The sequence below is a fragment of the Streptococcus sp. ELY_137 genome, assembly GCF_058314515.1.
This window is the reverse complement of sequence record NZ_JBZFUL010000002.1, coordinates 119,995-145,611: the sequence shown is the minus strand read 5'-3', so window position 1 is coordinate 145,611 and position 25,617 is coordinate 119,995. Positions and strand designations below refer to the sequence as shown.

The 25,617-nt window shown below is 42.5% G+C and carries 26 protein-coding genes; 3 read left to right on the top strand and 23 right to left on the bottom strand.

All coding sequences use genetic code 11. The annotated features are described in order from the left end of the window. Positions 1-71 precede the first annotated feature (71 nt). The 13 genes from licT to AC4HAO_RS02705 all read right to left on the bottom strand — a co-directional run bounded on the left by licT (position 72) and on the right by AC4HAO_RS02705 (position 12,179). Entirely contained in the window at positions 72-920 is an 849-nt protein-coding gene (licT, locus tag AC4HAO_RS02765; RefSeq protein ID WP_491093293.1) for a BglG family transcription antiterminator LicT, read from the bottom strand. Between the two features lie 236 nt (positions 921-1,156). Then, on the bottom strand, positions 1,157-2,230 hold the full coding sequence (locus tag AC4HAO_RS02760; protein ID WP_491134493.1) for an ABC transporter substrate-binding protein: 1,074 nt from the start codon (positions 2,228-2,230) through the stop codon (positions 1,157-1,159). Further along, positions 2,223-2,999 carry an ABC transporter permease gene (locus AC4HAO_RS02755; protein ID WP_491093291.1) on the bottom strand — a complete coding sequence of 259 codons (777 nt, stop codon included), beginning with the start codon at positions 2,997-2,999 and terminating at the stop codon, positions 2,223-2,225. Before AC4HAO_RS02755 ends, AC4HAO_RS02760 begins: the two co-directional genes overlap by 8 nt. After that, entirely contained in the window at positions 2,996-3,793 is a 798-nt protein-coding gene (locus tag AC4HAO_RS02750) for an ABC transporter permease (RefSeq protein WP_491093290.1), read from the bottom strand. The genes AC4HAO_RS02755 and AC4HAO_RS02750 overlap by 4 nt, the downstream gene beginning before the upstream one ends. Beyond that, positions 3,777-4,931, bottom strand: coding sequence for an ABC transporter ATP-binding protein (locus tag AC4HAO_RS02745; protein WP_491093289.1), 1,155 nt, complete (start codon positions 4,929-4,931; stop codon positions 3,777-3,779). Before AC4HAO_RS02745 ends, AC4HAO_RS02750 begins: the two co-directional genes overlap by 17 nt. Before the next feature lie 139 nt (positions 4,932-5,070). Then, positions 5,071-5,973, bottom strand: coding sequence for a UDP-N-acetylmuramate dehydrogenase (gene murB, locus AC4HAO_RS02740; protein WP_491093288.1), 903 nt, complete (start codon positions 5,971-5,973; stop codon positions 5,071-5,073). Between the two features lie 271 nt (positions 5,974-6,244). Then, a complete protein-coding gene (gene folK, locus AC4HAO_RS02735) occupies positions 6,245-6,727 on the bottom strand; it encodes a 2-amino-4-hydroxy-6-hydroxymethyldihydropteridine diphosphokinase (protein WP_491134492.1) in 483 nt (160 codons plus the stop codon). Continuing rightward, entirely contained in the window at positions 6,724-7,083 is a 360-nt protein-coding gene (folB, locus tag AC4HAO_RS02730) for a dihydroneopterin aldolase (RefSeq protein ID WP_491093286.1), read from the bottom strand. The genes folK and folB overlap by 4 nt, the downstream gene beginning before the upstream one ends. A 7-nt stretch (positions 7,084-7,090) precedes the next feature. Then, positions 7,091-7,891 carry a dihydropteroate synthase gene (gene folP / locus AC4HAO_RS02725; RefSeq protein WP_491134491.1) on the bottom strand — a complete coding sequence of 267 codons (801 nt, stop codon included), beginning with the start codon at positions 7,889-7,891 and terminating at the stop codon, positions 7,091-7,093. A gap of 4 nt (positions 7,892-7,895) precedes the next feature. Beyond that, positions 7,896-8,456 (bottom strand): GTP cyclohydrolase I FolE, encoded by a 561-nt coding sequence (gene folE / locus AC4HAO_RS02720; protein ID WP_491093284.1) that lies wholly within the window; start codon positions 8,454-8,456, stop codon positions 7,896-7,898. A gap of 41 nt (positions 8,457-8,497) precedes the next feature. After that, entirely contained in the window at positions 8,498-9,757 is a 1,260-nt protein-coding gene (locus tag AC4HAO_RS02715; protein ID WP_491134490.1) for a bifunctional folylpolyglutamate synthase/dihydrofolate synthase, read from the bottom strand. A gap of 265 nt (positions 9,758-10,022) precedes the next feature. Then, the gene (thrB, locus tag AC4HAO_RS02710; RefSeq protein ID WP_491134489.1) at positions 10,023-10,886 is read right to left on the bottom strand and encodes a homoserine kinase; all 864 of its coding nucleotides are present in this window, start codon (positions 10,884-10,886) and stop codon (positions 10,023-10,025) included. A 6-nt stretch (positions 10,887-10,892) separates the two neighbouring features. Then, on the bottom strand, positions 10,893-12,179 hold the full coding sequence (locus tag AC4HAO_RS02705) for a homoserine dehydrogenase (protein WP_491134488.1): 1,287 nt from the start codon (positions 12,177-12,179) through the stop codon (positions 10,893-10,895). Between the two features lie 126 nt (positions 12,180-12,305). On the opposite strand from AC4HAO_RS02705, the gene AC4HAO_RS02700 reads away from it, so the two are divergent. After that, a complete protein-coding gene (locus tag AC4HAO_RS02700; protein ID WP_491134487.1) occupies positions 12,306-13,565 on the top strand; it encodes a hydroxymethylglutaryl-CoA reductase, degradative in 1,260 nt (419 codons plus the stop codon). Between the two features lie 42 nt (positions 13,566-13,607). Here AC4HAO_RS02700 and AC4HAO_RS02695 read toward each other — a convergent pair whose 3' ends face one another. Next, positions 13,608-15,443: an acyltransferase family protein gene (locus tag AC4HAO_RS02695; RefSeq protein WP_491093279.1), complete on the bottom strand. Its 1,836-nt coding sequence runs from the start codon at positions 15,441-15,443 to the stop codon at positions 13,608-13,610. A gap of 294 nt (positions 15,444-15,737) precedes the next feature. Here AC4HAO_RS02695 and AC4HAO_RS02690 point away from each other — a divergent pair, with 294 nt between their 5' ends. Together AC4HAO_RS02690 and trhA are read left to right on the top strand one after the other, a co-directional pair. Continuing rightward, a complete protein-coding gene (locus AC4HAO_RS02690) occupies positions 15,738-16,178 on the top strand; it encodes a DUF1836 domain-containing protein (RefSeq protein ID WP_491093278.1) in 441 nt (146 codons plus the stop codon). Continuing rightward, positions 16,175-16,831 carry a PAQR family membrane homeostasis protein TrhA gene (gene trhA, locus AC4HAO_RS02685; RefSeq protein WP_491093277.1) on the top strand — a complete coding sequence of 219 codons (657 nt, stop codon included), beginning with the start codon at positions 16,175-16,177 and terminating at the stop codon, positions 16,829-16,831. The genes AC4HAO_RS02690 and trhA overlap by 4 nt, the downstream gene beginning before the upstream one ends. A gap of 313 nt (positions 16,832-17,144) precedes the next feature. On the opposite strand, the gene AC4HAO_RS02680 is transcribed toward trhA, so the two are convergent. The 9 genes from AC4HAO_RS02680 to AC4HAO_RS02640 all read right to left on the bottom strand — a co-directional run bounded on the left by AC4HAO_RS02680 (position 17,145) and on the right by AC4HAO_RS02640 (position 25,450). Further along, on the bottom strand, positions 17,145-17,366 hold the full coding sequence (locus AC4HAO_RS02680; RefSeq protein ID WP_447451415.1) for a DUF4649 family protein: 222 nt from the start codon (positions 17,364-17,366) through the stop codon (positions 17,145-17,147). A gap of 68 nt (positions 17,367-17,434) precedes the next feature. Then, on the bottom strand, positions 17,435-18,427 hold the full coding sequence (gene fni / locus AC4HAO_RS02675; protein WP_491093276.1) for a type 2 isopentenyl-diphosphate Delta-isomerase: 993 nt from the start codon (positions 18,425-18,427) through the stop codon (positions 17,435-17,437). A gap of 254 nt (positions 18,428-18,681) precedes the next feature. Further along, positions 18,682-19,677: a phosphomevalonate kinase gene (locus AC4HAO_RS02670; protein ID WP_491134486.1), complete on the bottom strand. Its 996-nt coding sequence runs from the start codon at positions 19,675-19,677 to the stop codon at positions 18,682-18,684. Next, positions 19,670-20,614 carry a diphosphomevalonate decarboxylase gene (gene mvaD, locus AC4HAO_RS02665; protein ID WP_491093274.1) on the bottom strand — a complete coding sequence of 315 codons (945 nt, stop codon included), beginning with the start codon at positions 20,612-20,614 and terminating at the stop codon, positions 19,670-19,672. Before mvaD ends, AC4HAO_RS02670 begins: the two co-directional genes overlap by 8 nt. Next, complete coding sequence (gene mvk, locus AC4HAO_RS02660; protein WP_491093273.1) at positions 20,596-21,474, bottom strand: mevalonate kinase; 879 nt, start codon at positions 21,472-21,474, stop codon at positions 20,596-20,598. The genes mvaD and mvk overlap by 19 nt, the downstream gene beginning before the upstream one ends. A gap of 464 nt (positions 21,475-21,938) precedes the next feature. Further along, positions 21,939-22,538: a ribosome biogenesis GTP-binding protein YihA/YsxC gene (gene yihA, locus AC4HAO_RS02655; protein ID WP_491093272.1), complete on the bottom strand. Its 600-nt coding sequence runs from the start codon at positions 22,536-22,538 to the stop codon at positions 21,939-21,941. A 16-nt stretch (positions 22,539-22,554) separates the two neighbouring features. Further along, entirely contained in the window at positions 22,555-23,787 is a 1,233-nt protein-coding gene (clpX, locus tag AC4HAO_RS02650) for an ATP-dependent Clp protease ATP-binding subunit ClpX (RefSeq protein ID WP_491134485.1), read from the bottom strand. A gap of 210 nt (positions 23,788-23,997) precedes the next feature. Continuing rightward, positions 23,998-24,510 (bottom strand): dihydrofolate reductase, encoded by a 513-nt coding sequence (locus AC4HAO_RS02645; protein WP_491093270.1) that lies wholly within the window; start codon positions 24,508-24,510, stop codon positions 23,998-24,000. Between the two features lie 100 nt (positions 24,511-24,610). After that, positions 24,611-25,450 (bottom strand): thymidylate synthase, encoded by an 840-nt coding sequence (locus AC4HAO_RS02640; RefSeq protein WP_491093269.1) that lies wholly within the window; start codon positions 25,448-25,450, stop codon positions 24,611-24,613. Positions 25,451-25,617: the final 167 nt, after the last annotated feature.

Here is a 25,617-nt window from a genome sequence, read left to right as displayed (position 1 = left end):
TTCTTATAATTGCAAGGGTTTTCATAAAAAAATTTAAAATATTTACCCAGGCTTTTCAGGGTTCAGGCGAACTAGTTCTCATTTTGACGTTGGATATGAATGGTTAAGTACACTTGCTCATCTTTACTCATCTCAAACTGGTAATGGCTCTGGATGTAATCCTTAATCTTTTGGGTGCAAGCAAAGGCTTCTTTATAGTTAATTTGGACTTGCTCAAAAAGGAAGTCGTCATTATTTCCCTGCACGGTTCCACTGACAACCCTTTGCGCAAAATATTGTAAATGGGTCACAAAACGATTGTAGCTAACAGAATCTTCTGCTGCCAGCCGTCCAAAATGCAAGCGAACAATCTCTAAACAATTGACAACAATTTGTGTGATCTGATGATTGGTTTCGACTAAGCTGCCATCTTTTTGGGCATTAATAAAATGCAGAGCGATAGAAGCTGCTTCACTCTCTTCCATACGGAGGTGAATCCTCTCATCAATCAGCTCCAGTGCTTTTTGACCGATTTTATACTCATTGGGATAAAATTTTCGAATTTCCCAGGCCAAAGGATTTTGCAGGCTGATTCCCTCTTTGGTCCGCTGTATAGCATACTGGAGGTGGTCTGCCAAAGCGATATAGAGGGAGATTTCAAAAATCTGCTTCAGGCTTTCTTGTCCATACTCGATAATGGAGAGGACAAGCTGAAGTTCCTCGCTACTTAAGTCCAGATATACACGGGCCAGCTCACTCATCATATCAGAGGCTGGGACATCATCACTCTGCTGCAGGACAAACCGTTTTTCAATTTTTTCTGGATCAATGCTGTCGCCCGATTTTTTCTGGAAGCCCAGTCCTTTGCCCATCAAAATAGCTTCCTGTCCATTTTCATTGACCTGAACAACATTATTATTATAGACGCGCTCTATTTTCATACTACTCTCTTTTTTCTGCCTTTCTACTTTATTTTAACAAAAAAAGTTTAAAATTAGTACCTTAATTGAATACAGCCTAAATTTGGAATAACAGAGGAATAATAAGTATTTTTAGGGATCTTCACTTGTAAAAATAATGGAACCCCCATTATTGCAGCTTTGTCTCCTTAAAATCGTAATCCCAAAGATTACGTATAAAAGGATGAGGGAAAAGCTATTTTTCCTCATCCTTTTACTTAATGACGGTACATTTTAAATTGAAGATAAAGATCATTGTAGATCCCTAACCATTTTTGACCGAGATTGTCGTAGACTTCCAGTCGGCTGATAACTTTATCTGAAGGATAAAAAGCTTTATCGGCTGTAAGCTCCTTTGGCAGAAGCGCTTCTGCTTTTTCATTAGGTGTTGCGTAACCAATATACTCCGCATTCTGGGCAGCGTTTTGTGGTTCAAGCATGAAATTGATAAAACGATAGGCCGCTTTTTTATTTTGAACCGTTTTAGGAATGACAATATTATCAAACCATAAGTTGGAACCTTCACTAGGTAAGACATAGTGGAGGTGGGGATTGCTGTCAGTCATTTCGCGGGCTTCACCAGAAAAAGTGACGCCGATGGCAGCATCTCCATTTTTCAGGTATCCCTTCATTTCATCCCCAACAATGGCTTTAATATTGGGAGTAAGACCGTTGAGCTTATCTGCTGCCTGCTGAAGATGCTGTCTATCTTTACTGTTCAGGCTGTACCCCAGCGCATTGAGGCCTAATCCCATGACTTCACGGGCACCGTCGACAAGCATGATACTATCGTGATAATCTGTCCGCCATAAATCTGACCAGTGCTGAGGTGGGGTGGCCACCATAGTATCATTATAGACAATACCAACGGTTCCCCAAAAATAAGGAACAGAGTAGTCATTATGCGGATCAAAACTCTTTCCCAAAAATTCTCTGCCGATGTGGTCGAACCCCTTGATTCTAGATTTATCCAGCTTAACGAGCAATTCTTCTTGTTTCATTTTGTCAATCATATAATCGCTAGGGATAGCAATGTCATAACGGGTTCCCCCCTGCTCTATTTTGGTATACATAGCTTCATTGGAATCAAAGGTTTCGTACTGAATATCGATACCTGTCTCTTTTTCAAATCGACTAAGAAGCTCAGGGTCAATATAGTCACCCCAGTTATAAACAACGAGGCTATCAGCTTTAGAAGTAGAGGAATTCTGCTTTTCTGCTACTGCCATAGCTAGGGATAACAACAATACTATTATCACCAGACCGCCAAAAAATGAATACAACCTACGCATCCTGTCCCCCTTCTTCTTTGCTGATAAAATAGTAACCGATAACTAAAAGGATACTAAAGAGAAATATGATAGTAGACAGAGCATTGATTTCTAAGGAAATTCCGCGGCGGGCGCGTGAGTATATCTCAACAGCTAGAGTCGAAAAGCCATTACCTGTGACGAAAAATGTAACAGCAAAGTCATCCAAGGAATAAGTGAATGCCATAAAATAACCCGCGATAATACTGGGGGTCAGATAAGGCAACATAACTTCTTTTAACATCTGGAGTCGGTTGGCTCCTAAATCATAAGCAGCATTAATCATATCCTGATTCATCGCCTTGAGTCTGGGCAGGACCATCAGCACGACAATGGGAATAGAGAAGGCAATATGACTAAGCAGAACCGACCACATTCCTAGGTGAAACCCAATAAGCGTAAATAGAATCAAAAAACTTGCTCCTGTCATAACATCAGGTGACACCATGAGAACATTGTTGAGGGCAAGAATGGTATTTTGACTCCTCTGCTTAGATTGATGGATAAAAATCGCCCCAAATGTACCAATAACCGTAGCTAAGAGTGCACTGAGAAAGGCCAGAAAAAAAGTCTGAGTAAGAATCAGCATCAAACGACTGTCAGAAAAAACTTGCCTGTAATGTTCCCAAGTGAAAGCTGTAAAATGGTTCATGTCTCCGCCACGATTAAAAGAATACACAATCAAATAAAAAATTGGCAGGTAGAGCAGGATAAAAATGATCCCTAAATAGAGTACTGACAGTTTCCTCATTCCTGCCTCCTTTCTTTGGTCAACTTCATAATCACCAACATGGTTAAAATTAAGATGACGCCGATGGTAGCTCCCATGCCCCAATTCTGGGTGATAAGAAAATGCTCTTCAATCGCTGTTCCCAGTGTAATGACACGATTGCCTCCGATCAATCTCGTTAGCATAAAAAGGCTGAGACTGGGGATAAAGACCGACTGTACACCAGCTCTAACACCGTTGAGTGATAACGGCAGGGTTATTTGAGCAAAGGTCTGCCAATCGTTAGCACCCAAATCCTTACTAGCATAAATAAGATTGCGATCAATATCATCCAAGGCGTTGAAAATAGGAAGAATCATAAAGGGCAGTTCGATATAAGAAGCCACAAAAATAAAGGAAAAATCAGTAAAGAGCCACTGTTTTGGCCCAATACCAAAAAAGGCTAAAAAGGTATTGAGACCACCTTCGTGTCCAAAAATTCCCATGAAGGCGTAAGCCTTGAGTAAAAGATTAATCCAAGTTGGCAGGATCACCAGCATTAGCCAGAGCTGTTTGCGTTTAAGCTGAGTTAGAAAAAGAGCCGTTGGATAACTGAGCAGCAAAGTTACTAGTGTAATCAAACCAGCATAAAAGACCGAATTAAAACCCATTTGTAGATAAGTCCAAGAACTAAAAAAGGTCTGATAATTACCCAAGGTAAGCTGCCCCTGGGAGTTAAAAAAGGACTGATAAACAATTAAGGTCACAGGCATTAAAACAAAAAGCAAAAGCCAGAGCAGATAGGGAAGGGCAAAGAGATTAGCGTTCGTCTTCATGTCGCCCCTCCTCAATAGCATTTAGCAAGCCTTCCTCGTGTTCCTCAATTTCCACATATTCCTCAATTCGTGCGTCAAACTCTGCCTCAGTTTCATTAAGACGCATGATATGAATATCTTCGGGAGTGAAGTTTAAGCCAATCACTTCTCCTTCAATGGCTTTACGGGTGGAATGAATCAGCCACTCGTTTCCTAAGTCATCGTGTGCAATGATTTCGTAGTGAACTCCGCGGAAAAGCTGGGTATCTACCGTGACTCGCAGCTTGCCCTCTTCCGGCAGGGTGAGCTGTAAGTCTTCCGGTCGGATTACTACTTCAACGGGCTCATTAGGCCGCATCCCACCATCAACAGCCTCAAAACGCTTGCCGTTGAACTCAACTAAGTAATCCTCGATCATTGTACCGTTGAGGATATTTGATTCCCCAATAAAGGTCGCAACAAAGTGATTGATCGGTTCATCATAAATATCAACTGGGCTGCCAGACTGAACAATTTCCCCGTTGTTCATAACAAAGATCCAATCAGACATGGCCAAGGCTTCCTCCTGGTCATGAGTGACAAAGACGAAGGTAATTCCTAAGCGCTGCTGGAGCTCGCGCAGCTCATACTGCATTTCAGTGCGCAGTTTCAAGTCTAGAGCTGATAAAGGTTCATCTAGGAGGACAACTTTGGGTTGATTGATGATAGCACGTGCAATAGCAACGCGTTGGCGCTGGCCACCTGAAAGCTTTTGGATGGAGCGCTTTTCATATTCCTCTAATCGCACCAATCTCAAAGTTTCTCTGACCCGCTTCTCCACTTCTTTCTTATCAGTTTTTTTAAGCTTTAGCGGAAAGGCCACATTTTCAAATACGGACATGTGCGGAAAAAGAGCATAGTTCTGAAAAACTGTATGAACATCCCGTTTGTTTATCGGAACGTCATTAATACGCTTACCATCCAGATAAACATCGCCTGTGCTAGCATCCAACAGACCGGCGATAATGTTAAGAATGGTAGATTTTCCAGAACCAGAGGCTCCAAGGAGAGTATAAAATTTTCCTTCTTCTAATTCGAAGTTAATATTTTTAAGGACTTGTGCTCCACTGTCCTCAAACGTTTTTGTCACATTGTTAAAGGCAATAATCGGATTGGTCAAAAGGCATCTATCCTCCTAATCATCTTTGCACTCTTGGAAAATCTCATGCTACGCCGCTGACTTAGGACTTGGCATAAAAAATCCAGCATTAGTGGATTTTCTTAAGTCCTTATCCAGTCTGATGAGTTTTCTTTGAGCATTAAGACCTATAATCTCCAATAATACGAACTTCAGGCTCTAAGCGGATACCTGAGTGCTGCTCTACTTTATTGATAACATCAGCAATCAGATTTTCGTAATCCTCTGCTGTCCCCTGATTGACATTGACCATGAAACCAGCATGCTTCTTACTAACCTCAACTCCGCCAATTCGATGTCCCATTAGGCCAGCTTCCATAATCAGCTGGCCAGCAAAATGATCAACAGGACGCTTGAAAACAGATCCGCAGGATGGGTATTCTAAAGGTTGCTTGAGTTGACGCAGATGATTGAGCCGCTGCATTTCATTTTTTATCTGATTGTAATCACCCGGCTTGAGGGCGAATTTAGCAGAAATAACGACTTCACCAGTTTCTTGAATGGCTGAGCGACGATAACCAAAAGCCATATCTCGTGCTTCAATCACTCGGACCTCACCGGTCTTGGTTAAAACCTGGACTGAAACCAAAATATGCGAGATTTCTCCGCCATAAGCACCAGCATTCATGAAGACTGCCCCACCAATGCTGCCCGGAATACCAGCTGCAAATTCAAATCCAGTCAGACTATGAAACTGAGCCACTTTCGTTGTTTCAATCAAGTTAGCCCCTGCTTCGGCTTCGATAGTATATCCATTGACAGTTACAGTGCTAAGTTTATCAAACATGATAACAAATCCACGAATACCACCTTCGCGGACAATGAGATTGCTAGCATTTCCCAAAACCATCCAAGGAATGCCATTTCCATTAGCAAATTTTACGATATGAGCTAATTCATACCGATTGCGGGGGAAAGCCAAATAGTCTGCTGGTCCGCCGACTTTGGTATAGGTGTAATGTCTCAAAGGTTCATTGGTACGGATATCAATTCCTTCGAGCGCTGTTTTCATTTTTTCTAACATTATGAGTCCTAAATCCTGTACTATTACTCAAACAAAATCACTCTGAAAGCGACAGCTCCCGGCCGATTAAACGCAGACGAAAAGCGACAAAGAAAGTTGGAGCCACTTGTTCCCTTGTGAATGCAGACATTCTGAAGTGAGGGTGAGATAAACAGCCCATTGCTTTCTATTATCTGCAAAACAAGATATCGTTTTGATTTTCAATGAGTACAAAAAATCGGCACAAGGCCGATAATATTATACCAAAAACTAAAGATTTTTGCGATAGGCTTCAAGAGTTTAATCTGATACCAGAACAATCTAACTCTGTCAGGTAACTGGCGTAGGAAAGGCCAGTCGAAGGTTCAGTCAGCTCTGCTTCGATTTCTAAAAGCGGCACTAGCACAAAGGCTCGCTGGGTCATATAGGGATGAGGTAGCTGGAGCTCAAGATTGTCCATAGTTACTTGACCGTAGAGCAGGATGTCGATGTCCAGTGTCCGCGGCCCCCAATGCTGGTGGCGTACACGCCCCAAATCTCTCTCAATGCTCTGACAGAAATGGAGCAAGGCTAAAGGAGGTAGCTGGGTCTCCAGTTTGCAAGCAAGATTGAGAAAATCAGCTTGATTTGTCACCCCCCAAGCCTGACTTTCGTAAATAGACGATAGACTTTTCAATTGCGTTTGAGGCAAGGCCGATAAGCGTGCTAACGCCTGTTTCAAATAAGTCTGGCGATCTCCCATATTGGAACCTAAACTGAGATAGACCTCGGTCATCGGCAGCGCTCCAATTCGATACCCACCCGATTATAGTGTCCCTTAATGGGTGGATTCTCCTTAGTAATTTTAATTTTTATTGTCTGAATGGGCAAAAACTGTTCAAAAATATCTTGGCAGATAGCCCCTGCTAGGCCTTCCAACAGTTGATAAGTCTGGTTTTCAACCTCATGTCTGATGGTTTCAAAAATCAGTCCATAGTGAACAGTATCGGCTAGCTCATCTGTCTGGGAAGCTGAACCTAGGTCAAGACCTAATTCAACGTCAACAATAAAAACTTGACCGAGGGCGTTCTCTTCAGGCATAGCTCCATGATAAGCATAAAAGCGACACCCCTCTAGAATTATTTTATCCATTGCTACCTCACACTAGCTGACTGATGACCTTAACAATATCGCGATTAGCCCCGACATTGTGGACGCGTACAATTTGGCAGCCCTTCTCAATGGCATAGGCTGATAGGGCGGCGGTCCCCATGTCGCGTTCTACCGCTTGGGTATTACCTCCAAGTAAATAATCGACCACGCGCTTGCGGGAAATCCCAAAGAGAACGGGATAGTCCAACCCAGCGATACGATCTAGTCCCTTGAGCAGGTCTAAATTCTGCTGGGCATTTTTAGCGAATCCAAAGCCTGGATCAATCCAGATATTTTCCTTGGGCACTCCGGCTTCGAGGGCAGCTTGAGCACGTTGGGTCAGAAAATCAGCTACGTCCTGTGTAATATCCTTATAAATTTCATCTTTTTGATTATGCATGAGAATGATGGGAACCTGATTTGAGGCTGCCAGTGCAAGCATTTCCCCATCGTACAAACCAGCCCAGACATCGTTTAAAATATCGGCACCAGCTATTAGAGCTGCCTTAGCTGTCCCTGTTTTATAAGTATCAACGCTAACAAGAATATCATAGTTAGCCTTAATAGCCTTAATAATAGGAACAATGCGAGCGATTTCTTCCTCTTGGCTTACAAAATTAGCACCGGGCCGTGTCGATTCTCCCCCTACATCAATAATGGCCACACCTGCTGCAATCATTTCTTCAACCTGCTTAAGGGCTGCGTCAACTGTCAGGTAAGAGCCACCGTCAGAAAAAGAATCGGGGGTGACATTGAGCACTCCCATGATACAGGCCTTTCCTGCTATATCAAACTGTCCAATTTTCATCTTATCATCCTCTGATTAAGTTAAGAATTTCTTGCCGCTCATTAAAATCATCTTTAAATAAGCCGCGAGCAACAGTCGTAACAGTTTTACTACCCGGTTTTTTGATTCCTCGCATGGTCATGCACATATGCTCTGCTTCTACCATGACAAAGACGCCACGAGGGGAGAGGGCCTCCTCCAAGGCGGTCGCTACTTGCTCAGTCAGCCGCTCTTGCAGCTGAGGACGCTTACTGGCTACCTCCACAGCTCGAGCTAACTTGCTAAGACCGGTGACCTTTCCTTGACTTGGAAGATAAGCGACATGAGCAACACCATAAAAAGGTACCAAGTGGTGCTCGCACATGGAATAAAAAGGAATATCCTTGACTAAGACAACCTCGTCATGCTCTTCGGAAAAGACAGCGGTAAATTGTTCCTTGGGATCTTGATGCAAGTCTGAAAACATTTCAGCGTACATTTTTGCAACACGCTTAGGAGTTTCTAGCAATCCTTCGCGCTCAGGGTTCTCTCCCAAGGCTTCCAGCAGTTGGTAGATGGCCTCTTCTGCTTTTTTATGATCTATCATAATTTCCTCTTACTAATCATTAATATGCCTTTTATTATACCCTAATTAAACTGACTTTTCAAAAGCCACTGGCGTACCTGTGCAATAAAGTAAAGAGAGCCTGTAACCACATAGAAGTCCCCTGATTCCCTTTGGTAGATCGTATGAAACCATGCAGAAAAATCCTTAATCTGGGGGTACTGTTTAGGATATTTACTCAAAGGAAGGCTGTTAGGATAAGGAAAGGTTGTGACAGTTACCTGACCGATATCTGCCAATTGCTTTAGCATAGCAGCAATTGGTTTACTATCAATAGCGGCAAACAGGAAGTGCAATTTTCTATCGGCGTAGTCGCTTTGCAGCAACTCTACCAGAGCTGCTATGCTTTCACTATTGTGAGCACCATCAATCATAAGATTATCAGCCATAAGCTCCGTTCGCCCCAGCCATTTAGCGTTAGCCAGTCCCTGTCGAATAGCTCGTTCATTAATCCTAGGATAGCTAGACTTGACTTGCAGGGCTGTCTGAACGGCCAAGGCAGCATTTATCAATTGATGCTGCCCCGGCATAGCAAGGGTCAGGGCAGTTAATGTCTCCCCTGCTGCTCGAAAGGTTAGACCATCCTCCGCTCTTTCAAGGGTAAAATCCTTACCGAATTCAAAGACTGGCGAACTGACTGTTTTAGCACGTTTTAAGAAAGCTTGTCGAGCTTCTTGTTGAGTTAAAGCTATAATAAGCGGCTCCCCACCCTTTAGTACTGCAGCCTTATTGGCTGCGATTTCCGCATGAGTCTGCCCCAAGACAGCCTGATGATCAAGGCCAATAGATGGGCATACAACAGCCAGAGCCTTAAAGAGATTGGTTGAGTCGTCACGCCCTCCCATACCAGCCTCTATCACAGCGATATCAACAGGGTGCAAGCGACCAAGATAGGTGAACATTATTAGGGTAATAACTTCAAACTCAGTAGCTGAGTCGAGTTCTGTTTCCAAATCCAGTCGCTCAACAACAGGTTTGACGACATCGACACAGCTAATGAGATCTTCTTGGGACATCATCTGACCATTGAGTGAAATACGTTCGCGAAAATCCATAATATATGGTGAGGTAAAGCTCCCCACTTTATAGCCTGCTTCGGAAAAGATATGCTGGAGATAATTGACAACAGAGCCCTTGCCGTTGGTACCAACCACATGAATAGCACGCAGCTTCTTTTGCGGATTATCTAATTCATTGAGCATCCAAGCCATGCGTTTCAGGCCAGGCTTAATCCCAAATTTTAATCTATCATGAATCCAATCTAGGGCTTCTTGGTAATTCATAAGTTCCTCTTATTTTTTATTAATCCTATTAGCTCAGAAATTACCTTATTACGAAAAAACCAAGAGCTGTTCACTCAAGGTTTTGATTCCTAGAGAGCAATATCTGACCATCTACAAAGATGATAATGACCGTCTGGAATGTCCACTACAGTCCAATACAAAAGGTGTTATACACGAATTCACACCTGAGCAAAAATTCCATCAGATAGCAAAGAAAGTCTGTAGGAGATAGGAGAGACACCTAAGCAGCAATCCTTTTTGAATTTTAGCTGAGATGAACCCCTCTTTGATCCACACTCAAAACAGCTAGCTCTCCATCTAGGTCAAGTGCAGTAATTTGCTGAACAATTGCTTGACTGCTCTCTTTAGGAGCGATGGTCATAATGGTTGGACCGGCACCGGATAGATAGGTGGCATAAGCTCCGTTTTCTTGGGAAACAGCCTTGATAGGAGAAAATTCCTTGACCAATTGTTGGCGGTAGCGTTCATGGAATTTATCGCTTTGTATGGCATGTCCAGCTGTATCTAACTGCCCCTTCAGCAAGGCCGCAACAGCTATGTTAGCAATTGATGAAGCCGCAACAGCTTCCTTATAAGCGAGAGTTTCTGGCAAAACATCCCGACTGTCGCTCGTTTTTAATTCATAGTTGGGAATAAAGGTAATAAAATCACAATCAGGAAAATCAGCCACGATATGATCCGTACGCCCGTCAACATAGCTAGCGACAACTAAATTACCGAAGATAGCAGGGGCTACATTGTCAGGGTGGCCCTCAATCTCCACGGCTATCTTAAGTTTGTCCTGAGCGGAAAGTTGTAAATCAGCTATTTGATTTGCCAACTCAATACCCGCCACAATAACAGAACTTGATGACCCCAAGCCGCGTGCTAAAGGAATATCAGAAACCATCCTGATGCGCTGAGGCGCAAGGCTTGGCTCAACTTTCAGGGCTGTTTTTACCAGCAGGTTCTCTTCATCCGTTGGAACATTATCGCCTAAATCATGGCTGATTTCCCAACGTTTCGCTGCTCCTAGGACTTCAATCGTCAGATACTTCGAGAGGGCAACGCCGACCGAATCAAAACCTGGGCCGATATTAGCTGATGTAGCTGGAACCGTAATTTTCATATCCGTTTAGTCTCCTAGTACCTTGAAGCTATTAACCAAGGTAAAATCATTCTCAGCCTGCAGTTTAGCCTTAACATTTTCTAACTGGGTTAGGCTAAGAGCGTGGGTGATAATCACGATATGAGCCCTCTCACCATCCCCTCGTTGCTGTAAGACTTGAGAGAAGGAAATATCTTCGCCGTTAAAGATTTGCGCCAGACGCAGAATCTGTCCCTTTTTATCCGGAACAGTCAACGAGAAATAATAACCACTCTTGACATCATCAGAATGAGCCAGCTGAGTCGGATGTTTGAATTCATTAAAGGATTTCCCGACATTGCCATCCGTTACACGGCGGCCGATACGGATGATATCAGCAACAACTGAAGTTGCTGTAGGCTTTTGTCCTGCGCCTGGTCCGTAGTACATGGACTCGCCAATACCGATCGATTCAACAAAGACGGCGTTCATGACACCATTGACACTGGCCAGCGGATGTTCCTTGGGCAAGAAGGTTGGAGATACTTCCGCTGAAATCCCTGATGACGTCTCGCGAACGTCACCGACCAACTTAATAACATAACCCAGCTCTTGCGCGACTGCAACATCGTCAGGTGTAATGGTGGAAATTCCTTGGTGGCTAACCTGATCAAAATCAATCGTCATCCCAAATCCAAATTGACTGAGAATAACCGCTTTATAGGCTGCATCAATCCCTTCAACATCGTTGGTAGGGTCACTTTCGGCATAGCCCAGTTCTTGGGCTGTCTTGAGAGCCTGCTCATAGGTCCAGCCTTCATCGACCATTTTAGTCATCATGAAGTTGGACGTACCATTAAGTACTCCAAGAATGCGCGTCACCTTATCAGAGGTCAAAGAATTGGCCAGAGTACGTAAGATTGGAATACCGCCCGCTACTGCTGCTTCGTAGTAGAAAGCTAGACCCTTGTCTTGTGCCAGTGCAATCAAGTCTTTGCCATGGGTTGCAATCAGGTCTTTGTTAGCTGAAACGACATGTTTACCAGATTCTAAGGCCTTGGTGATAAAGGTCTTGGCAGGTTCAATACGTCCCATCAATTCCACAACAATCTGAATATCAGAGTCGTTGACAATATCATCTATAGTCGTCACGAAATTATACTGGTGACCTGCTGCCAGCAAACGATTTTTTTCTTCGTCATCCTTGACCAATACTTTAGCAATTTCAAATTCTGCGCGAGCCGCTGCTGAGATTTTATCGCCATTTTCTTGAAGTAAAAAAGGAATCCCGCTGGCAACCGTTCCAAAACCAAGCAAACCAATTTTTATTGTCATTTTGTTCTCCTCATTTATAAGAAATCTATTCCAGCTCATTATACCAGAAACCTCTTGGAAGTTACAGAAAATATTCATTTATGCTATAATTCTACTTGCAAAATACGAATATTTGAAAGGGATAATATGGTTTCTTGGAGAGGTTTTTCAAAAAAAAGTCCTGCTGAGCGTTGGGAATATCTGAAAGAAAGCCAACTGCTATCTCATTGCGCATTGGATAGCTTGACTCAGGGAGAGCTACTGCCACTAGCTAGAGCCGATCAGATAGCAGAGAATGTCATCGGACGTTTAGCGCTGCCTATGAGCTTGGCTCCTGATTTTCTGATTGATGGCAAGACTTACCATCTCCCTATGGTGACCGAGGAACCTTCTGTTGTTGCTGCAGCCAGTTACGCAGCTAGGTTGATTAGGCGCTCGGGAGGTTTTACCACCAAGGTCCACCAAAGACGGATGATTGGCCAAATCACCTTGACTGATGTTCCAGATCAAGAGGTCGCCGGTCAAACTATCTTAGCCCACACAAAAACCTTGATTTCTCGGGCCAATACAGCCCATCCTTCAATTCTTAAGCGCGGCGGCGGTGCCCGTGAACTTTGGATAGAGCACAAGGATAGTTTTCTTATTGTGTATATAAGTGTCGACACCAAAGAAGCAATGGGAGCTAATATCGTCAATACCATGATGGAAGCCCTATCTCCTACCCTAGAGAAGCTTTCTGAGGGGCGCTGTTTAATGGCAATTTTGTCCAACTATGCGACTGAAAGTTTGGTCACAGCTGAGTGTCGGCTTGATTGGCGCTTCCTCAGCCGCAAAAAAGCAGAGGCCAGAGAACTCGCATATAAGATAGACTTGGCTTCTCGCTTAGCCCAAGTCGACTCCTACCGAGCAGCAACGCATAATAAGGGAATTTTCAACGGCATTGATGCCCTAGTATTAGCCACTGGGAATGACTGGCGAGCCATCGAGGCCGGCTGTCACGCCTATGCTAGTGCTTCGGGCAGCTACCGTGGTCTCTCTCAATGGTCAGTTGATCTGGATGCTAAGCAAATTATTGGACGGATGACCTTACCTATGCCAATCGCAACTAAGGGGGGGTCTATCGGTCTAAACCCTAGTGTTCAGACCGCTTTTGATTTATTGGGAAATCCTGATGCTAAAACCTTGGCAGGCTTGATCGTCTCACTCGGGCTGGCGCAAAACTTCGCAGCGCTTAAGGCTCTTGTCAGCACCGGTATTCAAGCGGGACACATGAAGCTTCAGGCAAAATCCTTGGCCCTGCAGGCAGGAGCGACAGACAAACAGGTTACTCAAGTTGTTGATCAGCTATTGCAAGCTGAGCACATGAATCTGGAAACTGCCCAAGCCATAGTAAAAGAACTGGATTGACAAGATCCAGTTCTTTTTTTGCAACATCCTTCAAGGTAAGAGCTACTCCTTAGACAGAGTGTCAGCGATTATTTTAGTGTAGGCAATAGCTCCTTGGTCATTAGGATGGGTCATATCTTCAGTTAGAAGTTGACCTTCTTTATCATGGGACAGGCCATACCAATCAATGATATGCAGATTGTCGTATTTTTGATCAGCTTCATTAAGGGCTTGGTTGACATCGTTGGTCCAATAATACTGTGACTTTTCAAGATTGATATTGATCCAATAAACCTGACGATCCCCTGCTGCTGCCATGACCTGATCAATCTGGCTGGTTTGAAGTGTCGCACCATTTTCATCACGATTTATACCAATACCGATGACTAGGGTATCGAGATCCGGATGGTTAGCTACCGCCTCCTGTACAGTTTCTAAGGCATGCTCAGGTTTACGGCCAGTCGCCCCGTCAAAGAAAGCATTGGGGAAAACTTCTAATAGATCATCGTAAGTCATGGCAATCATAGAATCACCCAAAATACCGACTTTCTTCTGATTAACAGCATCGTATTCCTCTTGGCTTATACCATACTTATTGAGGATAGCAGGGTCAGCCGGCGTTCCAGCTGGTTGCGGATTTTGTTGCTGGTGAGTCATTTTCGCTTCGTTTTGTTTTAGCTGATCGGTTATCTTGTTCTGGGCAGCTGTTTTGTCGGGTGCAGTAAAAACAAGGGTAAGTGCAGCAATTACAGCTAGCCCTGTCATCAGCGTTAAAGGCCACTTGAACGGGAAGGGATGACCTTTTCGAGCATAAAATTCACGAATTTGCCGCCAAGTAATCCGCCGCAAAGGGACTTCTACCAATCGATAGGTTATCTCTGTTAAAACAACTACGAGAGCTAAAGCAATCAGAACCGATAAGGGGGATTTGGGATTAGGCAGCTTTAACTCTGCGAAAGTTAGAATAGGAATCTGCCAGAGGTACATGCCGTAAGAACGAGTCCCTAAATAAGCCGTTATAGGGTTGGACAGCCATCTATTAACACGCAATTGGGGATGGACTATGGTAGCGATGAGGATACATGACAAGAAGCTAAAGAGCCACATTCCCCCTCTGTAGGTGAACCACTCTTGGTCAGGCAAAAAGAAAAAACAAATGCCCAGGACAAGCATGCTGGTCAGAGCAATACCGTTGAACACCCGCCGATCCAGTTGAGATAGACGAATATTTGCCGCCTTATCACTAGGATAGACAAAAGCCAGTGCAGCTCCCATTAAAATGCTGAAAAGCCTAGTATCTGTTCCGTAGTATATCCTTGTCGGATCGACATGCATGCGATAGAGAAAAGACATTTCCAAGAAGGATAAAAGTAGGATAACATCCAATACGTTAAAAATCAGGGTACGCCTATTTTTAAAGACCTTCATCAGCAGGATAATAATCAATGGCCAGAACAGATAAAACTGCCCTTCGATTGATAGGCTGTAGTAATGCTGAAAGGGCGCCTCTGCTATCAGCTTGGCAAAATAGGACCCTCCTTTAGCAATCTGCCACCAATTATTGACCGAAAAAATACTGGAGACAAAGACCATGCGTATACCATTCAGGAGATTCCTTTGGAAAAAATACATATAAACGGTACTTAGGAGTATTACTGCTACCATATTGGGATAGAGCCGCTTGAAGCGTCTGAGCAGGAAGGATTTAATATCAATTCCACCAGTCGCCTCATACTCTTTCAATAGGAGGTCTGTGATTAAATAGCCAGATAGCACAAAGAAGAGGGCAACCCCGAGGTAGCCACCCCTAAATATTGACGGATAGATATGATAGAGAATAACAGCTAGAAGACCAATTGTTCTTAAGCCGTCGAATCCTGTAATATAGCGTTTTTTCATGTTTAATTCCTTTTTGCGCCAGAGGCGTTTAATGTTCAAAATATACCATAAAATACCAGGCTTAGCAAGGTGGGGCGCGTAATTTAAGCACCTTACAAAGTGAAAAAAGGAAAATGCTCTAAAGTTTAGCCAAGGATAAAACAGTGCTGGTTTGTACTGACCCCAATTGTTAGATTTTCTGTCTAACTTTTGGGGTGCAGGTTAGTTTTATCTTAACCGTTTTTTCTTGACTTCCGTTTTTTATAAATGTATAATCTAGTTATTGAAACTAGATGAAAGGAGGATAGTAATCTTATGACAACCGCTTATCCCAAATGGGAAGAACTTCCCAATATTGATTTATATTTAGACCAAGTTTTGCTTTATGTCAACCAGCTAGCAGCACCTGCTACCGTTCCTAATGATAAAGGCTTGACCTCTTCGATGATTAATAATTATGTTAAGCATGGTCTGGTTGAAAAACCAGTCAAAAAGAAATACAGTCGCAAACAACTTGCCCGCTTGATCGCTATCACTACTTTCAAACCGGTATTTTCCATTCAGGAATTAGGCCAAGTTTTAGAAGCTTTGACGGCTGATAACCAGTCACAAAGGTATTATGATGCCTTTGTGTCCTGCATGAATGGCGAACAGGATCGAGATATCCCCGAGATTATCGTATCAGCCTGCCAAACATTAAAACTTTATCATCATACGCACAAACTCGCCCTCAACCTTCAAGGAGGTCAAAAATGAATGCAGCACAAACTCTAAAACTTAGCAAGCGCCTTTCTTTTGGTGAAGAGGTTGCAAATAGTGTTACCCATGCTGTCGGTTCGGTAGCGATGCTTGTCTTGCTTCCCATTACAGCGTCTTACAGCCACCAAGTCTACGGAATCAAAGCAGCTGTCGGTATGTCTATTTTTGTTATCAGTTTATTTTTAATGTTCCTCTCCTCTACAATTTATCACGCCATGCAGTATGACTCTCCTCAAAAGTATGTTCTGCGCATTATTGATCACAGCATGATCTATATCGCTATTGCTGGTTCTTACACACCAGTAGCTCTATCCTTGGTTGGTGGCTGGCTTGGTTATCTCATCATCGTTCTACAGTGGGGGACAACTATCTACGGGATTCTTTACAAAATTTTTGCCAAACGAATCAATGAAAAATTTAGCCTGCTTCTTTATCTTTTGATGGGATGGCTGATTATCTTTATTATTCCTGCCGTTATTGCCAAGACAGATCCCACCTTTTGGGTATTGATGCTGGCAGGAGGGTTATCATACACTGTCGGAGCCTTTTTCTACTCCAGAAAACAGCCTTACGACCATATGATCTGGCACCTCTTTATTCTCTTAGCATCAACTTTACAATATATTGCCATTGCGTACTGCATGCTATAAAGTGCTTTCGCGTTCGCGAATAAATGGAAGTTTAAAGCCTTGTTAGAGTCATCAGCTTAGCTGGTGGTTTTCTTTATTTTTCTCAAAGAGAAAAGCTAAAAACTAGGGTATGAAACCATAAAAAAATAAGAGTCTGAAACAAAATTTCAGACTCTTTAGCATTATCTAGATTTACCAGATCGACGCAGTGGTTGATTGGCGGTCCTTATCATGGGGCGCTTCCTTATCTTTAGGCGACCCCTTAAACAATCCAGTAGCTAAAAAGCAACAACAGTTGCTCTCGAGCACTGGCATTTGCATTTCACTACTTTATTTACGCTTCAAAAGGAGCCCAATCAAAATTTACAAATGTCTTAAATAGCTCCCCAAAAGTTCCATGAAAGCCAAGGTCTTTTCCATGATAGGTCAGGCTGGTTACAGGGTAATACTCCGGAACAGTTGAACAGCCCATAAGAGCTCTGATAAAGTCATTAGGGTTCTCAAATTTTTGATGGCGTTCAATTTGATAAGCATCTGTATAAGTCATTTCAATCATAATATTCCCTCTCTTTCTTCTTTAGTTTATGCTCTTAGTTAAGAAAGGTCAATTATTTTGACCGAAAATTAGCGATTGGCCTCACTTAGTTTTCCATAAAGTAAGTAGTCAACCTGCCTTAGTTCACGTAAATTTTGACAGTTGAGAGCACACATAATCAGACGAAGATCCTCTTTCCAACCGTTGATTATCTCAACAACTTTCCCAACAGGATAGCACTCAACCAACTCCAATATCGTACGCGAAAGCCCTACTGCTTTTGCACCGAGAACAAATGCCTTGACCATATCAAGTGGATTTCTAACTCCACCGCTGGCTAAAATTTCAGCTTGGCTCGTTAGAGCCTGCAGATTAAGCAGGGTTTGAACGGTTGACTGCCCCCAGTTATTAAGGTAAGAACGATTCCCCCCGCGCTCATTTTCGATATAGGCAAAACTCGTTCCTCCACGTCCAGAAATATCAAATGTTTGGATACCTGACTCCAACCCATATTCTACTGTTTTTATATCCATACCAAAACCGACTTCTTTTAGGATAAGAGGCACAGAAATTTGGCTGACATAATCAGTTAAATGTGACCGCCAAGTCTTAAAGGTTCGCTCCCCTTCAGGCATAAGAAGTTCCTGCATGAGGTTGAGATGAACCTGTAACAGTAAGGGCCGCATTGCTGCTACAGTCTGCAATCCTAACTCAGCTGGTTTATCCAAGCCAATATTTGTTCCCAAAAGCACTTCAGGTGCAATCTTTCTAACATCATAAGAATCATCGTTAGAATTTTTCAGGGCTGCGCTATAAGAGCCCGTAACAAACAGCAAATCACAGCTTTCGGCAACTTGGGCTAATTTTTGATTAATGCTCCTGGCCCTGCTTGACCCTCCAGTCATGGCATTGATATAAAAGGGAAACTCCCAATCACGTCCAGCGAAGTGTGTGCTGAGATCAATGTCCGACAAGTCATATTGAGGGAGAGATGAATGAATCAGCTCCATATCATCAAAGCTATTATAAGGTGCTTTGTAGTTAAGGGCATACTTAATGTGGTCATCTTTACGGTTGCTCATATATTTCCTCAATTCAAAAAATAGTCTGCCTTTCTGTACCTATCTCACCAGCCAAACAATCCGATAAATCGGCTGCATTTAGTAAATTCACTGTGCGAACTGGCACAAACGCTCTATCTATAATTTTAAAGCGTTGGATCAGCTGGAATTGTGCCAGCTACAGCAATTTTCTACCAGACAAATTATCGGCGGTTCTATTGGCAACAAACTATAAAAAGTAGATCGCCAAGGATTCAAGAAGCTAGGTCACCAACTCACCATTTCTCTTTATGTAGTATTTCAATACCTTTTTCCCGCCACTGTTTTTTCAGAATGCAACTATGAACCTCGTCAAAAGACAGAGCGATACCACAGTCGCCACCACCTGCACCTGAGGATTTAGCAACAGCATCTAAATTTTCTGCAGCTGCCTCTAAATTCAATAGATCCTGAGTATAAATGGCTGGGTGGAGATCTTTCAACAATTGGCTAACCCTTTGTAACTGCTCCTTAATGGCTGCCTTGTTCCCAACTTTTAGACCCTCTGCTGCAGCCATAACAGCTGCCTGCGTCTGCTCTAAAAAACGAGGGGTAATGGCTGCCTTTACTTGATTAATCATGTTCGCAGAAATGGCAGGCTTCTTGGTCCATCCCACCAAAAAATCACAATTGATAGCAGTTTTAATTGGTTCAATACGATAGCCCCAGTCTCTCTTTAAAACATCTCCTAAATCAGCAGTCTCAATCCAGCTGCGTATTTGGGAGCGGTCAAAAGAGGTAAAAAGAATTAAATTCTCGTAGGCAATGCAGGCCAAGTCACCCATAGAACCATTATCTCCTCGCTTGAGCAAGGTATAGGCTGCCAATTTAAAAAGGAGTTCCTCCGACCAATCTTGATGGTATAAAGCTGCCATTGCCTTCAAAACCAGCAGCGTTACACTACCACTAGAGCCTATCCCAATTTTTTTACCCTCCTTCTCCATTTTGCCACTGATAGTAAGAGCAAAGGGGTGAGACCTCAGCCCCTGACTGACTAGGAAGGAATTAGCAACAGTTATCGTTTCCTGGATCAAGGCATAGCTACTGTCTGGCGTCATATCGGCAGTGTAGCCGAACATATCTGAGCTCAGCTGGTAGCAAGATGCTGACTCAATCTCTGCACTCATATAAATTGGGATATGCTTGATAAGAGCCACTTGTCCTGGCGTCAAAATAGCATATTCACCTGCGATATAGAGCTTACCGCCAGTCTGTACGCTATATTTAGTCATGAGCAGGATCCTTTGTTTTTGATACTATCGTACGATAGTGTTCCTGAAAAATCGGGACGAGTTGATCTAGGTCCTCCTGACGGCAGAGAACTTTAACGTTTGGCCCTGCATCCATAGTAAAATAGCAACTATACCCCTGCTGGCGTAATGATTTAACAAACTCCATAGCTTTGTAAGATTCCTGCGTTAAGTATGAAAATGGAGGCTGAGCTGCACTCGTTGTTGCATGCATCAGCAAGGCATTGGATTCTGCTAACTGGCCGACCTTATGAAAATCATTTCTAGCTAGGTAGGCCAACATATCCTGATAATCAATTTCAGACTGCCGGACCCATTGTTCAAAATTGCTAGACGTTTCTGTACAGCGTTTCATTCCTTCACGACTAGAAATGGTTTTGGGCTGATCATTTAAAACTAGCATAATCATTGCCAATTCTAAATCGGTTTTCACCTGATAAATCTCACCTGTATCCTTATCCCAAGCTGAAAGTGGTCCAAAGAATGAACGGGCAGATGATCCTGAGGCAAACTTGGCATATTGAGCCAGCTGGGTCTGATTAAGACCAAAATCAAACAGTTGGTTGCAAGCCTTTACCAAGGCTGATAAACCGCTGGAACTGGAGGAAAGTCCTGCTGCAGTTGGCATATTATTAACGGTATCAATACAGACACGATCTTTTCGATCCTTGCGGAAAAAATCAACGATTTTCGTCATCTTGTCATGCTCAGCTTGACTTTGCAAAACTCCATCAATGTAAAATTGGTCTGCTTCAGCAGTTTCTGGTAAGAAAGACAGACTAGTCTCTGTATACATATTTTCCAAAGTTAGCGAAATGCTGCTAGTAGCTGGAATCATCTTTCGTGTGTTAGCCTTCCCCCAGTATTTGACAATAGCAATATTGGCATAGGATTTTACATTTACAGACTTTCTATCCACGTATTGGCCGCTCCTTCTTTTTTTAGCATGTGAGACATATCCTGTGCTTCTTTTTCATTTCGGCAAAGTACAATAATACAGCCACCTAAGCCTCCCCCACTCATTTTTGCACCAATTGCCCCTTTAGCTTGGGCAACTTGGACTAAGTGATTGGCTTCTGGACTCGAAACACCTAAGAGATCCAATTCCTGATGGGCTTGACTCATGGCCTGCCCAATCACAGACAAATCCTTGGCCAATATTCCTACTTCAATAAGATTTGCCAAGTCACCCAGACGGTGTAAATAGGGTAGGGCTTTTTCTTCCAAATTACGTACCTTTTGAACCGCCTCGCGTGTATGCCCATGGATACCTGTATCAGCAATCACTAGGTAAGCCTCCAAATCAATAGGCATCTCTGAAAATCCTAAATTTCGGATAAATTTGATAGCAGTGTCGCTCAAGCATGTCTTTGCATCCAAGCCACTAGGATTTTCATGAGCAATAATTTCTGCCTGATTGGCTAGCATTTCCAGAACGGGACCTGATAAGGACCTGTCGAAATAATCAAACACTGCTCGAATAGCTGCGATAGCTACTGCCGCTGATGACCCCATCCCTCGTTTTTCAGGAACATTAGATTCAATCACAATTGATAGCTTTTCATCTGCCTTCTCTAGGTATTCCAAAGCAGCAAAAACCGCAGTTGACAAAGGATCAGCAATATCAATCTCCATGGGCTTCTGGGCTTCCTGCACACGGCAAACGACTTCAATATTTTTCAAAGGCAGGGCTATGGCTGAATACCCATAAACCACTGAGTGCTCACCAATTAGGATAATTTTGCTGTGGGCACGTCCAAGTCCAATTTTTTGCGTCATTTTCTATTTTCTCTCGTTATATTCCTCATAATATTTTAGCTTAAAAAAGTAAAAAAAGCGACCATAAACACAAAAAAAGCTTTTATCGTCATATTAAACTTTCAGAAATTGAGGGCGCAGAAATATTATAGCTGCTATTATTTTACATAATTAATATTACGTATCATATGCTTGTATTATCCTTACTATAAAAAGGAAAAAGCGCAAAAAGTATGAAAAAGGGAGTGGGGAAAGAACCCAAAAATTGAAAATTTTGGTTCTCACCACTCCCTAATTTCTAGGCGGTGACCTGAAACGGTCTCTGTCTCTCCCCAGACCTTTTAATCGGGAAATAAGATGAACGCTGTTCATCACATTTGTTTAGGTTTTCTGCCTTGGCTTTGTGACAAAAAGAAAGCTAGCCAACCACTGGGCCAAAGACTTATACCAAAACAAGAATACTGGACAAGTTTTTGCCCTTCTCTTTACAGACACTCTAAAATAGTATCCCAAGCCTGATCATACCCTTGACGAGTCTGGGAAGAAAAGACAATAAAATAGTCATCCTGCTCAAAATTGAAAGCTTTCTTAATAAGAGATTCCTGCTTATTCCATTTACCCCGAGGAATTTTATCAGCTTTAGTTGCCACCATAATAACAGGAATTTCATAGTATTTAAGAAATTCATACATCTGAATATCATCCGCTGTCGGTGCGTGACGCATATCTACTAAACTAACAACTACACGCAAATTATCGCGTGTCACTAGATACTCTTCAATCATTTTGCCCCATTTAGCTCGCTCAGACTTAGATACTTTGGCATAACCGTATCCCGGAACATCTACGAAACGCAGCTTATCATCAATATTATAAAAATTGAGCAACTGTGTCTTTCCAGGCTTACTGGAGGTACGCGCCAGATTTTTACGCCCCAACAGTGTATTGATGAAACTGGACTTCCCGACATTAGAACGGCCTGCCAAGGCAACTTCCGGCAGGTCATCCTTAGGATAATGAGATTTATTAGCAGCGCTGAGTAAAATTGAAGCGTTATGGGTATTTAAAAATTGCTCGTCCGTCATCGTCTATCTTCTTTTTCTAGGCTGTTTTTAAAATCGGTTTATCAGTGCCGTCGACAGCAGCTTTTGTGACACGCACGCTAGCTACCTCTTCCTGACTCGGAATCTCAAACATGATATCCATCATTGTCTCTTCAATAATAGAGCGCAGTCCACGGGCACCGGTCTTACGATCAATGGCCTTGGTGGCAATAGCTTCCAAAGCTTCCTTGTCAAACTCTAAGTCAACACCATCATAAGAAAGCAAGGTTTTATATTGTTTAACCAGAGCATTTTTAGGCTCAGTCAGAATACGAACAAGGTCTTCCACAGTTAGCTGTTCCAAGGCTGCTAAAACAGGTAAGCGACCAATAAACTCAGGGATCAAACCAAATTTTTGAATATCCTCTGAGATAATCTGCTGCATGTAAGAAGCATCGTCATCTAAGTTTATATTATTTTGACCAAAACCAATGACTTTCTCACCGAGACGCTGTTTAACAATTTCTTCAATACCATCGAAAGCTCCGCCCACAATGAAGAGAATATTTTTAGTATCAATTTGGATCATCTCTTGATTAGGGTGCTTGCGTCCTCCCTGAGGTGGAACACTTGCAACAGTTCCTTCAATGATTTTGAGGAGAGCCTGTTGAACCCCTTCTCCAGATACATCGCGGGTAATCGAAACATTTTCTCCCTTTTTGGCAATCTTATCAATTTCATCCACGTAAATAATGCCGCGCTCAGCTCGTTCAATATTAAAATCCGCAGCTTGAATCAACTTAAGAAGGATATTCTCAACGTCCTCACCGACATAACCAGCTTCAGTAAGTGCTGTTGCATCGGCAATAGCAAAAGGAACATTGAGGCTTCTTGCTAAAGTTTGAGCTAAAAAGGTCTTCCCAGATCCTGTAGGTCCAATCATGAGAATATTTGATTTTTGCAAATCGACATCATTGTCCTGACTGCTTTCTGAAAAACTAATACGCTTGTAATGATTATAAACAGCTACAGCCAGAGCTCGTTTGGCCCGATCTTGGCCAATAACATAGTCGTCTAAAATTTGCAGGAGCTCTTTTGGTTTTGGTACTTCCGCTAAATCAGCCAGAACTTCTTCAGCCAATTCTTCCTTGATGATTTCCTGCGAAAGCGCTACGCATTCATTGCAAATAAAGACACCGTTGCCAGCGATGATCTTCCTCACTTCTGTTTGATTTTTGCCACAAAATGAGCAATAAACCATTGTATCATTCGTTGTTGTGTTGTCTGCCATAATAGTCCAATCTTCCTACTTTAAAAAAGTGTGCCATAAAAGGCATGGATGGTATTGATAAGATTTGTCAAAGCGTTCAGGAGAAACAGTGCTCCTAGGCCATAACGATTTTTACGAAATGCCGGAAGCGCACAAAGCACACAAATAATGGCTAGTAGCGCTGTAAATACTCCAAAGATACTTCTTTGCATGAATTATTAATTCCTTATTCTATTTTAATTTTCTTAATACCGAGACAGTAAAATCAAAAGGATTCTTATCATCCTTTTGATAAACTTCCTCCGAAATCAGCTGGTAATTGTCTTGCTGGATATCAGGAAAATAAGTATCCCCTTTAAACTTAGCTTGGATACTGGTTTTTATTAAAACGTCGAAATATCTCTCAAAGGCCTTATAAACCCCAGCTCCACCTGCAATATAGAGGTCTTTTTCCTGCTGTTCAAACCATGAAAGTACTTCCTCTATACTAGATACAGTTTGAACCCCATCAACTTGATACCCCTTATCATGGGTTAAAATCAACAGTTCACGTCCAGGCAAAGCCCTTCTTCCCATGCCATCAAAAGTTTTGCGCCCCATGAGAACTGCTGCTTCCATGGTCGTTCGCTTAAAATGCGCTAACTCAGCAGGTAAATGCCAGGGCATCGTCTGATTAGCACCGATGAGATGATTTTGATCCTCAGCCCAGATCGCAATAATTTTCTTTTTTAAATGCTCGCTCATATTACGTTTATTCTATCAGAATTCGAGGGAAAATGCATTTGAAAAAATTCAAACAAATTTCTGCTATACCCTTTTTTATCAGTCTTTAACAAGCAGATGATTAAATGGCTAAATCAAATTTCAGTTGGGGTTTTACCGGCTCATAATCGATCAGCTCGAAATCCTCTGGCTTGATGTCGAAAAAATTCGTTCCATCTGGAACATTCAAAACTAGGCAGGGCTGACAGGCAGTTGGCTGACGACGCAGCAGTTCTTTTGCCTGTTCAAACTGATTATCATAGATATGGAGGTTGTTGACAAAATAGAAAAACTTACCTATTTTCCAGCCAAAATGTTTCGCAATCATCATCTGCAGGGCCACATACTGCATAGCATTAATATGATGAGCAACCAACATATCATTGGAACGCTGAGTCAGGGTGGCATCCAAGTAGATTTCACCATCTACCCGCCGAACATCAAACATGGTTTGAAAAGCACAAGGAAGAAGGCCTTCTGATTCCTCGAAAGCTTCATAATCCCAAAGACTGATGACATTGCGGCGGTTCCAAGGGTTTTCTTCGAGCTGCTTGAGAATTTTAGTTATAATATCGTGCTTTTTGACAATAGCACCGTAGCGCTCACCGATAGTACCCGTATCTCCGATTTCCCAATCATTCCAGTATTTAACGTGATACTTATCGTTTAATATGGTAAGGTCATTGCTCTGCTCTTGGTAAATCCAAAAAATTTCTTTGATAGCTGATTTTATTGGAATTGGCCTCAAGGTTGTAATTGGAAATTCTCCCCTAGCTAAATCATATTCAGCAAAGGAGCCCGTAATATATTTTGAATTAGCGGTTCGTCCATCCTTGTATTTGGGACGGGCTTGCTCCGAAAGCACCCCTTGTGTCATAATTTTTTGAATATTGTCCTTAAAAATATCATCTGCTTTTGTCATGGTATATCCTTAAAATAATTATTACTTCATATTCTAGCGAATTTTAAGCAAAAAAGCCAATAGCTGCTACCTAGCTAGTTAAAAACCTATGTTTAGGAGTGATTTGAAGAGGCTTTAAGTTTTTCCTTCAGAGCTTTCATGTCATTTATGTTACAATAGAATCATAT

Excerpts from the sequence above, each read along its gene's own strand:
- trhA (WP_491093277.1), top strand. The coding sequence starts at position 16,175 with ATGAATGCAGCACAAACTCTAAAACTTAGCAAGCGCCTTTCTTTTGGT.
- fni (WP_491093276.1), bottom strand. The coding sequence starts at position 18,427 with ATGAGCAACCGTAAAGATGACCACATTAAGTATGCCCTTAACTACAAA.
- mvk (WP_491093273.1), bottom strand. The coding sequence starts at position 21,474 with ATGACGCAAAAAATTGGACTTGGACGTGCCCACAGCAAAATTATCCTA.
- folP (WP_491134491.1), bottom strand. The coding sequence starts at position 7,891 with ATGAAAATTGGACAGTTTGATATAGCAGGAAAGGCCTGTATCATGGGA.
- yihA (WP_491093272.1), bottom strand. The coding sequence starts at position 22,538 with ATGACGGACGAGCAATTTTTAAATACCCATAACGCTTCAATTTTACTC.
- AC4HAO_RS02695 (WP_491093279.1), bottom strand. The coding sequence starts at position 15,443 with ATGAAAAAACGCTATATTACAGGATTCGACGGCTTAAGAACAATTGGT.
- folK (WP_491134492.1), bottom strand. The coding sequence starts at position 6,727 with ATGACCGAGGTCTATCTCAGTTTAGGTTCCAATATGGGAGATCGCCAG.
- clpX (WP_491134485.1), bottom strand. The coding sequence starts at position 23,787 with ATGGCAGACAACACAACAACGAATGATACAATGGTTTATTGCTCATTT.
- AC4HAO_RS02755 (WP_491093291.1), bottom strand. The coding sequence starts at position 2,999 with ATGAGGAAACTGTCAGTACTCTATTTAGGGATCATTTTTATCCTGCTC.
- AC4HAO_RS02760 (WP_491134493.1), bottom strand. The coding sequence starts at position 2,230 with ATGCGTAGGTTGTATTCATTTTTTGGCGGTCTGGTGATAATAGTATTG.
- AC4HAO_RS02705 (WP_491134488.1), bottom strand. The coding sequence starts at position 12,179 with ATGACAATAAAAATTGGTTTGCTTGGTTTTGGAACGGTTGCCAGCGGG.
- folE (WP_491093284.1), bottom strand. The coding sequence starts at position 8,456 with ATGATAGATCATAAAAAAGCAGAAGAGGCCATCTACCAACTGCTGGAA.
- AC4HAO_RS02640 (WP_491093269.1), bottom strand. The coding sequence starts at position 25,450 with ATGACAAAAGCAGATGATATTTTTAAGGACAATATTCAAAAAATTATG.
- AC4HAO_RS02670 (WP_491134486.1), bottom strand. The coding sequence starts at position 19,677 with ATGACTAAATATAGCGTACAGACTGGCGGTAAGCTCTATATCGCAGGT.
- murB (WP_491093288.1), bottom strand. The coding sequence starts at position 5,973 with ATGTTAGAAAAAATGAAAACAGCGCTCGAAGGAATTGATATCCGTACC.
- AC4HAO_RS02680 (WP_447451415.1), bottom strand. The coding sequence starts at position 17,366 with ATGATTGAAATGACTTATACAGATGCTTATCAAATTGAACGCCATCAA.
- AC4HAO_RS02715 (WP_491134490.1), bottom strand. The coding sequence starts at position 9,757 with ATGAATTACCAAGAAGCCCTAGATTGGATTCATGATAGATTAAAATTT.
- licT (WP_491093293.1), bottom strand. The coding sequence starts at position 920 with ATGAAAATAGAGCGCGTCTATAATAATAATGTTGTTCAGGTCAATGAA.
- AC4HAO_RS02700 (WP_491134487.1), top strand. The coding sequence starts at position 12,306 with ATGGTTTCTTGGAGAGGTTTTTCAAAAAAAAGTCCTGCTGAGCGTTGG.
- thrB (WP_491134489.1), bottom strand. The coding sequence starts at position 10,886 with ATGAAAATTACGGTTCCAGCTACATCAGCTAATATCGGCCCAGGTTTT.
- AC4HAO_RS02645 (WP_491093270.1), bottom strand. The coding sequence starts at position 24,510 with ATGAGCGAGCATTTAAAAAAGAAAATTATTGCGATCTGGGCTGAGGAT.
- AC4HAO_RS02750 (WP_491093290.1), bottom strand. The coding sequence starts at position 3,793 with ATGAAGACGAACGCTAATCTCTTTGCCCTTCCCTATCTGCTCTGGCTT.
- folB (WP_491093286.1), bottom strand. The coding sequence starts at position 7,083 with ATGGATAAAATAATTCTAGAGGGGTGTCGCTTTTATGCTTATCATGGA.
- AC4HAO_RS02690 (WP_491093278.1), top strand. The coding sequence starts at position 15,738 with ATGACAACCGCTTATCCCAAATGGGAAGAACTTCCCAATATTGATTTA.